Genomic DNA, 12,613 nt, shown 5'->3' with positions numbered 1-12,613 from the left:
ACTATTTGATCACCAGTTTATATATAAGATTTGGCTTTCATCTGTTGTGCAATATTGGAGATGTCCATTGGTTTCGACAGGTAGTGACCTTGGACATAGTTCACATTTGATGCCATAAGAAATTCCAGTATCTCCGCGTTTTCAACATATTCAGCTATGGTCTCTTTGCCCAAGGAGTGTGCAATGTCGTTTATGGAGGTGACAATTGCCTGATCACTGGGGTCTGAGGCAACACCCCTGACAAATAGACCATCGATTTTAACAAAATCAACAGGCAGATTCTTTAAGTGAGAAAATGAAGAGAAGCCACTGCCAAAATCGTCGAGGGCAAAGCGACAACCCAAAACATTCAATCTTGTAATCAGCTCATTAGCGGAAATTAAATTTGTCACTGCTGAGGTTTCTGTAATCTCAAAGATGACTTTTGTTGTGTCTACTTCGGAATTGATAACCAGCTCTTCAATATCATCGATCAAGCTTTTGTTGGCAATGGTTTGACCAGATAGATTGATAGTGAACATGCCGCTGTAACCCTCTTGCTGCAGCAGCGAGAGCTTTTTCAAAGCGGCATTGATGACCCAATAGTCGATTTTATCCATCATGTCGAAACGTTCTGCAGTTGGCAGGAATGCACCGGGAAAGACTATCCCCCATACGGGATCATCCATGCGTAGTAATACTTCATTGATCTGCTGATCTTCTGGGATTAAACCTGTAAGCTCGTTATAAATTGGACCTTCAGACTCGGACATTAATGAGGGCGGGATACAATGTGAAGGAGTGATAGGCTGAATATGTAGAATCAGATTATCTTTTAACAGGGCATTGTGCAGTCTTGAAGACCAGCCCAGATCTAAATCCATCGTCTTTTTACTATCATTCTCTGGGAAGAATAGATGGGTTCTGTTTCGCCCTTCATTTTTTGCCAGGTGGCAGGCGATATCTGCATTTGCAAGTATTTCACTTGCTGACTCTGAATCTTTGTCTATCAGTGCGATACCAATTGAGCCATTGACCTTATATTGTTTACCATTGTAGATAAACATGTAGTGATCAAGCATTAAGCGATATTCATCGGCTACTTGAAGTACGCTCTCTCTATTTACATTCCGTAATATTATTGCGAATTCATCTCCACCTAATCGAGCCAGTAAATCGGTTTTTCTCAGGCGTTGTTTCATCTGTTGTGAAATTTCAATCAATAACCTGTCACCTGCGGCGTGACCTGCAGTGTCATTAATATATTTAAAACGGTCTAGATCGATATAGAGCAGGGCACTGGTCTCACTGCTTCTTTTAAGGCGATCTGCTTCATTTGTCAGGTGTTCTTCGAAAAGGCGCCGATTCGTGAGCTTTGTCAAAGCATCGTGATTTGCTTGCCAGCGTAACTCCTGTTCAAGTGCTTTGCGTTCCGAGATGTCACGGAATGCAACAACTGAGCCCTCACATCTGCCTTCAATTGTCAGCGGATGAATTGTGCACTCCACAGGAATTGGTTTTGCTGATTTATGCCAGAAGACTGTCTCATGTCCTACTATTGGCACTCCATTCGAGTAGCTTTGCTGCAGTAAACAGCTGCTATCATTTTTTAGGTTTCCCTCAGCATCTGAGTAGTGAAATAGTTCCATTGCTGACTTGCCAATCAGTCGATCCGCTGCTTCATAGCCAAGTATTTCTCTGCAAATTGGATTAACAAACGATATATATCCTTCTGAATCCACGCCATAGACCCCTTCTCCAACTGACCGAAGAATGCCATCAAGTCGTTGACGCTCTTTTTCAGTCGATTTTTGAGTGCGGATATGTCTGCTCATGGCATCTATACGGGTTAGGAACAGATCATCGCTCTCGTTCTTGAACATGCATTCAACAGCGCCAGCTTCGAGAGACTGTTTTATCGCGCTATCCTGATAAGTGCCGGTCAGTAGAGCTGTTGTAATGGTTGAAGTCGTTTCGTGCTCTCTCAGTTTTTTGCAGAGAAGGTCCCCAGTACCATCGGGCATAAAGTAGTCAATTATTGCTATATCGAATGGTGACTCCAGAGCTTTTTTCATACCATCGGATACCGAATCAGCTGTTTCAGCATAGTATCCGTTACTCATCAGCAAACGACGATATTTCACCCTTACGGTTGTCGAGTCATCGACAATTAGTACTCGTATCGGTTGAACGACAGGCCTGGTAACCCCCTGCTTGTTTTCTCTTTCACTCAAATTAGCTAGCAGAACAGAGAGGGTGTCTGTGGTTTTTCGATACTCTTCCCAAAGTAGGAATGCCGAATTTGCTCTTTTGTTCGAACGGGAGATGATTTGACTCTCGGCTTCGTGGGCAAATGTAAGCAGAGGCAAAGCAGTATAGGTGGGATTTTCCAAAGATGAAAAGAGCTGTTCAGCGCCAGGAACAGTATGACCTGACCAGCCCAATACTATGGCATCAAATGCATCAGCGTGATCTGAGCCTGCTTTAAGGCGCTTACTTGCTGTTAAGTAGTCGTGGTCAACTTCAACTTCGAAGCCACCTTTGATCAAGTGATTTTTCTCAATCAGCCGAATCGTGGCAGAGTGCTCGATCAATAGAACTCTAGGCAAAACTTCATCCCCAACCTGGCAGCTGTCCAGAAAAAACCAGAGCAAAAACCTTGCCCGTTGTATTGATAACGGAAGCGGAGTGAAAAACTTTAAATTATGCTCTAAATTCTTTAAAAACGACTAAAAAGGTGTATATATCAGAGGACTGAGAGCAACTGATCATAACTTGATACTACCTTGGTGTATTCAAAATCCTGCAACCGCTTGACGTTTTCCAGATCTACTCGTCTTGGGTAGACAGGCACAATACCGCCAGGGGCCTCGGTCTCCATTTCCGGTTCTGTGTCACATGCGAAGACAATGCTTGGTATGCGACACTTTCCTGCTTGGGCATAGATATTGGTTACCAGAGTGTCTGCAATGCCCCAAACCATTTTTGCCACCGTATTTGATGTGGCCGGCGCAATGATAAGGCGACTATAGCGTCCCTGATAGAATAGGCCTACCGGAGAGGCACTTGCTGTGGTATCACGGAAACAGGTAAAACGATCCCGTAATGATGGCATATCTATGTCATACATAGGGAGTACCTCAGCTGCTGCCTTGCTTAAAAACAGATCCACCTCTGGTCGCTGTTTGGCCAATTCCAGGCACTCTTTGAGGTAGTGTCCTGAGCCAGTTATCGCCCAGGCTTCACGTGGCTTATCATACTTAGCCATACTCTTTTCCGTTTAATGACTGTGTTGCTTTATACGAAGTTTGATTGATATCTGAGAGCGTTAAATATCATCTGCCTTGAAAACTTACCAGCATATTTGTACGCAATAAAAGGGCCAACTATCTGAAGGGGGGATTATGCCATATTGCAACGAGTTGATGGGCATTGAATAGAATAAAGCCTACGCCAGCAGAAACTACTGACCAGGCTGTTAACATTTAAATTCAATTCTTAGTCAGCTTCAATCTCTAGCGAGGCGGTGTAATACCAAAACGTTTCATGCGTCGATAGAGTGTATTACGACTAAGATCGAGTTTTTTTGCTACTCTGCTGATATTCCAGTGCATCTCTTCGAGTTCGCCCAAAAGGGCATCTCGTTCAGCTATGGCCAGTGCATTGAGGTTGTTTTCAGAACCTTCCGGTAATTCATCACAAAAGACTGTTTCACGAATATCATCCGGTAAATCATGTACTGTAATTGTATTCTTTTCACACAAAGCAGTGACAGTGCGAAGCACATTTCGAAGTTGCCGGATGTTGCCAGGCCAGCGAAAGCTGTCAAGTATTTTCAGTGCTTCACTATCCCAGGTTAACTCCTCATCATCGAGTGCTTCCAACTGAGCAATACTTTTAATCAACTCAACCCTGTCTGAACGCTCTCTTAAGGCAGGCATTGTTAATGAAACACCATGAAGTCGGTAGTAGAGATCTTCACGAAAATTACCATCCTCTACCAGGCCTTGAATATCATGGTGAGTTGCACTGATCAGCTTAATTGAAACCTTGACCGGTTTTTCTCCACCAAGCGGTGTAACTTCTCGTTCTTCCAGCACTCTGAGCAGACGTGCCTGTAGATGCAGCGGCATGTCACCAATCTCATCCAGGAACAGCGTGCCCCCATCAGCCTGTAGAATCTTACCTCTACTGCCTTCACGGCTGGCACCGGTAAAAGCACCAGGTCGATATCCGAATAGTTCACTCTCGATCAAACTTTCAGGTAAGGAGGCGCAGTTGACTGCTATGAATGCTTTATCATGGCGTGAACTGGCCATATGTAGAGCCTGTGCGAACATCTCTTTACCCGTGCCGGTCTCGCCAAACAGCATGCAGGGAATATCCCGGTCGATCAGCTTTATAGCAGTTTTTATGTTGCGCGCCATACGGGGTTCGTTAAAGTGCAAAGCATCGAGGGAGTCTGAAGAGCCTGGATTGTTTGTACTTCTACTCGGTACACTCGTCTTTGATTCCCAGGGCGGTGTTGCACTGGTGCGACAACTGTTTTCAGGTAGTCGAAGCGTTGCAAAAAAACGTTTTCCATGTTGCGTTTCCCGAATAGGGAAGGCGTTGGAATTGGCATGCTTTAGCAGGGAGGTGAGTGAGGTTGTAAACTGCTGATGTATATGACGGCCAACAATCTGTTGAGGTGATTCCAGGTTTAGCTGAAACATTGCACTACGATTAATCGCCACTATTTTCCCATCTTCATCAAAGGCAATGGCACCTTCACCCAAGGTGCTGATGAATTCCGAGCGTGAATGGAAACGAAGCACAAAGGATTGCTTCATGGCGCAGAAAAAGACTCGGTTCTCAATCACCTGTGCAGACATATTGAGCAGCACCATGGTGTGCTGCTGAGCCATTTTTGACTCACTCGATGCATCGAGAACTGCCAGTATCTCTCCATGAGGATCGAAGATTGGTGCCGCAGCACAGGTCAGGCTGGCATTGCGGGAGAAAAAATGGGATTGTTTATGTATTACAAGCGGCTTTTTCTCAACCAGGCAGGTACCCATACCGTTGGTACCCTGAACTGATTCACTCCATACTGCTCCAAGTTGCATGCCAGCATGGGCGGCGGCATCAGTAAATTGAGGATCACCGATAAAGTTTAAAAGGATGCCCTCTTTATCTGTCAACATAATGGCATGACCAGAGCCAGCCAGTTGCTGATAGAGATCGGTCATCTCCACACGTGCAATATTCAACATCCGTTTGTATTGCTGCAGACGCTCACGTAGATCTTGTCTGTCAATGATTACAGGATCAGGAGATGCGCCAGGATCGAGACCATGCTCGTCCCGGCAGCGGTGCCAGGAGCGGAGTGTCAGGTCGTCAATTTCAGGAGATTGAACCAAGTGGTTACCACTCAAAGCGGCAAGCACAAGATCCTCATGGTTGGATTTGTCCGGTTGGAGGATAGCACTAGCCAAAATTATCTCCTAAGGTCATATCAAGCCGGTGTGCTGATCGATCCTTAATCAAGTACATTGTGTATTTATAGGTTAAATATTTCATATTTATTATCACACCAATTCTAAGACAAGTTCGGCCAATTGACAAATCGCATTCCAATAAGAATATTAGTGTAACCCTATGTTCAAGAATGATTTTTCATCCCCTCTAATTATGGGGATTCTAAATCTCACTCCCGACAGCTTTTCTGATGGTGGGCGCTATGAGAGTAGTAATGCAGTATCTCGAGGATTAGAAATGGTGGCTGAGGGGGCCGATATCATTGACATTGGTGGAGAATCGTCCAGACCAGGTGCCTTGAAAATCAGTGCAACAGAGCAGATTAATCGGGTACTCGACACCATAGTGGAACTGCGTGAACGCCTGCCTGCAGGATTTCCCATCAGTATCGATACAACCCTGAGTGAGGTTGCAGATATTGCGATTGAGCATGGTGCAAGCATGATTAATGATATTTCAGCTGGGCGAGATGATCCTGAAATACTATCCCTTGCTGCTTCAAATGGTGTACCTATCGTATTGATGCATATGCAGGGCTCTCCAGCTACCATGCAGAATGCGCCTGTCTACAAAGATGTTGTTTCAGAGGTAAAAGCATTTTTTGAGAAACGTATAGAGGCGGCACTTACTGCTGGAGTGGATCCAAATTCGCTATTACTGGATCCTGGTATTGGATTTGGCAAACGCAAAAGAGACAATTTAAAACTCTTATCCGAGTTGCAGCAGTTTGCTGAGTTGGGTTATCCCCTGATGCTAGGGGTTAGCCGCAAAGGCTTTATGGGTTCTGTGTGTGAAGTGAGTGATCCCACCCAGTTGATACCTGCAACCTGTGCATGCACAGCTTTAGGCGTGATGGCTGGAGTAAAAGTTTTCCGGGTTCATGATGTCTTACAGAATCGTCAAGCGGCAGATGTGACCTGGGCTATTCGTCAAGGGGTTTAGATAACTATTTGTGTGCGACTGGTTTCGTCACTCACCAAATCAAGGGTAAATTTCAGACAAAAAAAATGCCCTTCATGACTTGGGGAAAGTCATGAGGTGGGCATTAAGGGTGGAGGAACTGAAAAAGTTCTATTTAGATCTATAGGCAGATTTTCTACCTATGGCCTAGAAAGACATAAATGCACCGACGTTGAAGCTGTTCGATTCATCTGAGCCTGCAGACAATTCACTCTCCAGTGAAGAGAACTCTGCAAGCAGTGTCAGGTTTGCAGTCAGTGAGTGGTAAGCACCCACGGTGATCCGGGTGTTTTCGACTTCAACCAATTTGTCACTTTCGCTGAATGAATAGTTGAGGCCCAGTTTGGTTTTGTTGAGTTTGTAGGTGCCTTGGAGCATGTAGCCCTGTGACTCTTCAGGTGTTCCATCTGCTGCATCGAAACCAGGCAGGACGAGACCACCAAGTGCCAGGGTGCTCATACCTTCGCCGCTGAAGAAAGAAGCGGCTACACCGATATCGCCGACATCGACTTTACCAAACAGGTCGAAACCGGTGATCGATTCAGAGGTTCCGGCATCAGTAACGATGTCCTGGGTTAAAAAGGTTGCTGATACACTGCCTGGAACTGAGCCTTTCCAGCCATAAGCAACTTTACCGTGGATGCCTGGATTGCTGCCGCTCTCGCCACCATTGCCATCCATTGGCTGGAATATACCAATTGTGCCTGTCAATCCATTCATGGAGGGGGTTGTGTAGTTGATTTGGGTGAGGCGATCGACATAGACATAGCCGAAACCAAGACCACCCAGTGTTGTATGGCCTGGCTCGGAAGGTGTAAAGCCTGCGCCAATACCGATCAAAGACATGTCAGCGATGATTGCATCAAAACCAAACAGCCCGAAGTCACGGCCGAACTTAAAACTACCCATACCTTCGTTACCAAAGGTTAGAAATATCTGACGGGCATCGACAGTAGAGAATCCCAAAGCCTCGTTACTGTTGGTGCCATAGTAAACGCCGATAGTGGCGTTTAGGTCATAGCCATCCTGATTGGTGCCTGCACTAAAAACCATAGCTGCGGGCAATAGACCATTCTGAACGGAAGAAACGTCGTCTGGATTACCATCTTCATCTACTGAACCAGCACATTGAAGACTGGTCAAAGTAGTTCCACCACTCTGAAGATCACCTGAATCACAGGTTGTATAAACATAGTGTGCGTTAACGTTGCCTGAGAGACCCAGTTTCCAGTCACCTGCATCCCAGGAAACTGCGTGGGTAGACATTGAGAGTGCTGTTAGTGCTGTACTGGTCAGTATTAGTGATATTTTCTTACTGGTCACGTTCTCTTCTCCGGATTTGTTGGTGATTTACAACGCCACATACAGCTTTCTTTTCTGGCGTAACTGATACCGAAGGCAGAATACGGGCCAATATATAAAAAAATATCATAAGCCATTGAATTAACATGAAATAAACTTTGTTTTTAAATGTGAGAGAGTCACCTCGCCAACTGCAGCTGTTACTAAGCTGAAAAACTGTAACAGAAATGCCACACCGTCCTTTTTCTGTCTCAAAATGATCATTTCTTATTCGTCTCCCTGACCAGGCATTAGACGAATGGCGCAGAATTTGAATTCGGGTATTTTTGCAGACGGATCCAAAGCTTCATTGGTCAGAAGATTGGCCGCAGCCTCGTGGTAACAGAAGGGCAGAAAGACCTGTCCGTGAGAAACCCCAGTATCGGCGCGGGCAAACGCGGTAACAACGCCGCGCCTGGATTGTAATTTGATAGGATCGCCTGGCTCGATCTTAATACGGGCCAGTTCTTCCGGGTGGACACTTGCTACTGGAATTGGCTCAATCTTGTCTAACATCTCAGCGCGTCTGGTCATTGCTCCTGTGTGCCAGTGTTCCAATTGACGGCCGGTGATCAGCACCCAAGGATACTCGTGGTCAGGCAGTTCATCCGCATTGGTAAATGGTGCCGGGGTAAAGCTGGCTCTACCCGTTGGAGTTGGAAATTCATCTATGAAGATCACAGGCTGTCCTGGATCGCTCTCATCTGCACAGGGGTAGGTTATGGCTCCGGCTTGTTCCAGGCGCTCCCATGAGATCCCGGCAATGCTCGGCATTGCCTGACGCATTTCATCAAACACCTGCTTGGGGTGGTTGTAGTGCCAATCGAGTCCCAGATGATTTGCCATCTGCTGAATGATCTCAAGATCTTGTCGGGCCTCTCCTGGTGGATCAATGGCTTGACGGCCGAGCTGAACTCTCCGGTCAGTGTTAGTGAAGCTTCCGTTTTTTTCAGCGAAGGCTGAGGCAGGAAGGATGACATCCGCATACCAGGCAGTCTCAGTCATAAAGATATCCTGCACCACCAGGTGCTTCAGGCTGGAAAGTGCTTTACGTGCATGATTCAGATTTGGATCAGACATGGCTGGATTCTCACCCATGATGTACATGCCCTCTATCTTGCCATCACTGATTGCATGCATGATCTCGACCACGGTTAAACCGGGGTTTGGATCAAGCTCTGTCTCCCACAGTGCTTCGAACTTAGCGCGAATCTGGGGATTATCGACTCGCTGATAGTCTGGAAATACCATCGGAATAAGCCCCACATCAGAGGCGCCCTGGACGTTGTTCTGACCACGTAGTGGGTGGAGTCCGGTGCCAGGTCTGCCGATCTGGCCAGTCATCAGCGCCAGGGAGATCAGTGCACGTGAATTGTCGGTGCCATGTATATGTTGTGAGACACCCATTCCCCAAAAAATAATCGAGGCCTTGGATTTGGCATAGACACGCGCAACTTTGCGTATTGTGGCGGCGTCGATGCCGCAAATAGGCGCCATAGCTTCTGGGGTGAAGGGGCGAAGGTGTTGCTCCAGCTTTTTAAATCCACTGGTGCGTTGCTCAATAAAAGCGCTATCCACCAAGCCTTGTTCAATGACGGCATTCATGATGGCATTCAGCAACGCTACATCAGTGTCAGGTTTGAACTGCAGGAAATGTGTTGCATGGTTTGCAATCGTGGTACGTCGCGGATCCATCACGATGAGTGTCTTGCCCGCGTTAACCTCATTCTTGATGAAGGTGGCGGCCACAGGATGGTTATCAGTGGTGTTGGAACCGATAATGAGGATAACCTCAGCCTTATCTACATCTGCAATTGGATTTGATACTGCACCTGATCCAATCATCTCCAGTAGTGCCACAACCGATGAGGCGTGACAGAGACGGGTACAGTGATCAACGTTGTTGCTGCCAAAGCCTGTGCGAACCAGCTTTTGGAAAAGATAGGCTTCTTCGTTCGAACCCTTGGCCGACCCAAAGCCGGCCAATGCTAAGGGACCACTATTGCTGCGTATCTCGTTGAGGCCTTCAGCAGCCACTGCCAGGGCTTCTTCCCAGCTTACTTCACGAAAATCTGAGAATGGGTTGTTGTGATCGAGTCCGAGTTCTGCCTGTTTGGGGGCATCAGCACGTCGGATCAGTGGTTTCGTCAGTCGATGCTTATGGTGTACATAATCAAATCCATAACGGCCTTTAACGCAAAGGCGACTGTTATTTGCCGGGCCATCTCTTCCTGTGACATAACGAATACGATTATCACTGACATGAAAAGTGAGTTGGCAGCCGACACCACAATAGGGACAGACAGAATCGACCTGTTTTTCAGTCTCTTCCAAACCCCTATTCTCAGATGGCATCAGTGCACCTGTAGGGCAGGCCTGTACACATTCACCACAAGCGACACAGCTGCTATTACCCAATAGTTCGTCAGTGTCGAAGACTATCGATGAAACTGCTCCTCGCATCGCATAGCCAATCACATTGTTAACCTGGGTTTCACGGCAGGCACGCAGGCAGCGTGTGCACTGAATACAGGCATCAAGATTGACGCTTATGGCAGGGTGTGAGCTGTCACTTACAGGTTGCTGGCGCGCTGGGAAGCGGGGTTTGCCAACTTGCATCTTTTTAGACCAATGGTCTAGCTCATTTTGGTGAGTATATTGGGATTCAACCATGTCGGATTGCAGCAATTCCAACACCAGTTGTTGCGACTTGCGGGGACGCTCCCCTTGACTGTTCACCACCATACCCTCACTGGGTGTGCGGCAACAGGAAGCAGCGAGGGTGCGTTCACCCTCAATCTCAACAACACAGGCACGGCAGTTGCCATCGGCCCTTAATCCTTCCTTGTAGCAGAGATGGGGGATCTCCACACCAGCGCGTTTAGCAGCCTGCAACACGCTCTCTCCAGGTGTTGCACTCAGGAGGATGCCATCAAGGGTAAAGTTGATCGCTTGAGCTGTTGATTCGGAGTTATTCGCCATGATCCAACTCCTGGGGGAAATATTTCAATATGCTCAGCATAGGGTTGGGGGCGGCCTGACCCAGACCACAGATAGATGCATCGATCATGACTGTTGAGAGCTCTTCGAGTAGCGCCGGATCCCATTGCTTCTGCGCCATCAGGGCAGCTGCTTTTTCAGTGCCGACCCGACAGGGGGTGCATTGACCACAGGATTCATGAGCGAAGAAGCGCATTGCATTCAGCGCTGCATCGCGGGCGCTGTCGTGTTGCGACAATACGATAATTGCAGCTGATCCGATGAAACAGCCGTAGGCTTGCAGAGTGTCAAAATCGAGTGGTATATCCGCCAGTGATTCAGGTAGGATTCCACCGGAGGCGCCTCCGGGAAAGTAGGCGTAGAGTTCATGACCTTCTTGCATGCCACCACAATATTCATCAATCAGTTCCTGCATGGTAATGCCAGCGGGGGCCAGATGGACGCCAGGTTTATTGACTCGGCCGCTGACGGAGAAACTGCGTAACCCATGCCGGCCATTTCGTCCCTGAGCGGTAAACCACTCAGCGCCACGCTCAATCAACTCCCGGACCCAGTAGAGGGTCTCCATGTTGTGTTCCAAAGTGGGACGACCAAAAAGCCCGACCTGGGCAACGTAGGGGGGGCGTTGGCGAGGCATGCCGCGTTTACCCTCGATGGATTCAATCATCGCGGACTCTTCACCACAGATGTAGGCACCGGCTCCCCGGCGCATATGTATCGGTGGCAGTGGACAGGGAGGATCAGACTGCAGGGCAGAGATCTCCTTTTCCAGCATCATACGAATTCCTGCATATTCATCCCGAAGATAGATGTAGATTTCGCTGATACCCACTACCTGGGCAGCGATCAGTGTACCTTCGAGGAATCGGTGAGGGTCTCGTTCAAGATAGTAGCGATCCTTCAGGGTGCCAGGTTCGCCTTCGTCAATATTAACGGCTAAAAGACGGGGCGATGGTTGATCTTTCAGGATCCGCCACTTACGACCAGCGGGGAAACCAGCCCCCCCCAGCCCCCTGAGGTTTGAGCCTTCCAGGCACTGAATAACTTGTTCAGCAGACAGCTTCCCTGATTGATCACTCTCACTTTTGTCATTCAAAATCTGCTGCAGCAGGTTATAGCCGCCACCAGCACGATAGTCGCTATAGCTAAGATAGTCAGGCAATTCAGCTTCTATATCACCAGCATCAATCAGTTGCTGAACTTTTACTGCATTTGCTTGGGAGAGAGGTCGTTTCCCAACCACAGCGACAGGCGCTTCCTGACAACGACCGACACAGGGCACTCGCTGAACCCTGACGCCACTACCCAGTCCTGCCTGTAATTCGGCAAATAGATTTTCAGCGCCCGACAAACTACAGGATATGGAATCACACACACGCACAGTCAAGGGGGGAGGGGGAGATTGGCCCTCTTTGACCAGATCAAAGTGGTGATAGAAGCTCGCTACCTCATATACTTCTGCACTGGAGAGATTCATCTCACTGGCGAGGGCAGAAAGATGTTCTACGGAGATATATCCCAGATGATCTTGAATTCTGTGAAGTGATTCTATGAGCAGGTCAGGGCGTCGTGGAATCCCATCAAGTAGCTCGCGGACTAATTTGAGGGTGGTTTGATCTACACTACGTCCCTTGCGTTGTCCCAGTCGTCTTTTTTGTGGTTTAGCTGAGGGTGACAAAAGAATATCTCATGAGCTGATTGGTTAAAATATCGTTCATAACCAAACTGCAATTCATGTGCCATATAGAGTGACAGGGTGTAATTGAGTAGCCTCATAAGGCTAGTGCTCCACTTTTCTGGCACATTGAACTGT

General features: G+C 47.6%; 7 protein-coding genes. 1 reads left to right on the top strand and 6 read right to left on the bottom strand.

Annotated features, from left to right (window positions below; translation table 11 throughout):
• Window positions 1-17: 17 nt before the first annotated feature.
• From AC4IE7_RS10715 to AC4IE7_RS10705, 3 genes are all read right to left on the bottom strand, one after another.
• Window positions 18-2,588, bottom strand: coding sequence for a two-component system response regulator (locus tag AC4IE7_RS10715; RefSeq protein WP_490776831.1), 2,571 nt, complete (start codon window positions 2,586-2,588; stop codon window positions 18-20).
• A 137-nt stretch (window positions 2,589-2,725) separates the two neighbouring features.
• On the bottom strand, window positions 2,726-3,247 hold the full coding sequence (locus AC4IE7_RS10710; RefSeq protein WP_490776830.1) for a flavoprotein: 522 nt from the start codon (window positions 3,245-3,247) through the stop codon (window positions 2,726-2,728).
• A 247-nt stretch (window positions 3,248-3,494) separates the two neighbouring features.
• Entirely contained in the window at window positions 3,495-5,456 is a 1,962-nt protein-coding gene (locus tag AC4IE7_RS10705) for a sigma-54-dependent Fis family transcriptional regulator (RefSeq protein WP_490776829.1), read from the bottom strand.
• A gap of 163 nt (window positions 5,457-5,619) precedes the next feature.
• On the opposite strand from AC4IE7_RS10705, the gene folP reads away from it, so the two are divergent.
• On the top strand, window positions 5,620-6,441 hold the full coding sequence (gene folP / locus AC4IE7_RS10700; protein WP_490776828.1) for a dihydropteroate synthase: 822 nt from the start codon (window positions 5,620-5,622) through the stop codon (window positions 6,439-6,441).
• 165 nt (window positions 6,442-6,606) lie between these two features.
• On the opposite strand, the gene AC4IE7_RS10695 is transcribed toward folP, so the two are convergent.
• The 3 genes from AC4IE7_RS10695 to AC4IE7_RS10685 all read right to left on the bottom strand — a co-directional run bounded on the left by AC4IE7_RS10695 (window position 6,607) and on the right by AC4IE7_RS10685 (window position 12,478).
• Complete coding sequence (locus tag AC4IE7_RS10695) at window positions 6,607-7,782, bottom strand: porin (protein WP_490776827.1); 1,176 nt, start codon at window positions 7,780-7,782, stop codon at window positions 6,607-6,609.
• A 246-nt stretch (window positions 7,783-8,028) separates the two neighbouring features.
• Complete coding sequence (fdhF, locus tag AC4IE7_RS10690; RefSeq protein WP_490776826.1) at window positions 8,029-10,782, bottom strand: formate dehydrogenase subunit alpha; 2,754 nt, start codon at window positions 10,780-10,782, stop codon at window positions 8,029-8,031.
• The gene (locus AC4IE7_RS10685; RefSeq protein WP_490776825.1) at window positions 10,772-12,478 is read right to left on the bottom strand and encodes an NAD(P)H-dependent oxidoreductase subunit E; all 1,707 of its coding nucleotides are present in this window, start codon (window positions 12,476-12,478) and stop codon (window positions 10,772-10,774) included. Before AC4IE7_RS10685 ends, fdhF begins: the two co-directional genes overlap by 11 nt.
• Window positions 12,479-12,613: the final 135 nt, after the last annotated feature.

Source organism: Candidatus Thiodiazotropha sp. AKAK3, from assembly GCF_058244645.1.
The sequence above is the reverse complement of the archived record's forward strand: the minus strand, read 5'-3'. Positions and strand labels throughout refer to the sequence as shown.

Bases quoted from the DNA above. Each gene is read 5' to 3' on its own strand.
- AC4IE7_RS10710 (WP_490776830.1), bottom strand. From the start codon at position 3,247: ATGGCTAAGTATGATAAGCCACGTGAAGCCTGGGCGATAACTGGCTCA.
- folP (WP_490776828.1), top strand. From the start codon at position 5,620: ATGTTCAAGAATGATTTTTCATCCCCTCTAATTATGGGGATTCTAAAT.
- fdhF (WP_490776826.1), bottom strand. From the start codon at position 10,782: ATGGCGAATAACTCCGAATCAACAGCTCAAGCGATCAACTTTACCCTT.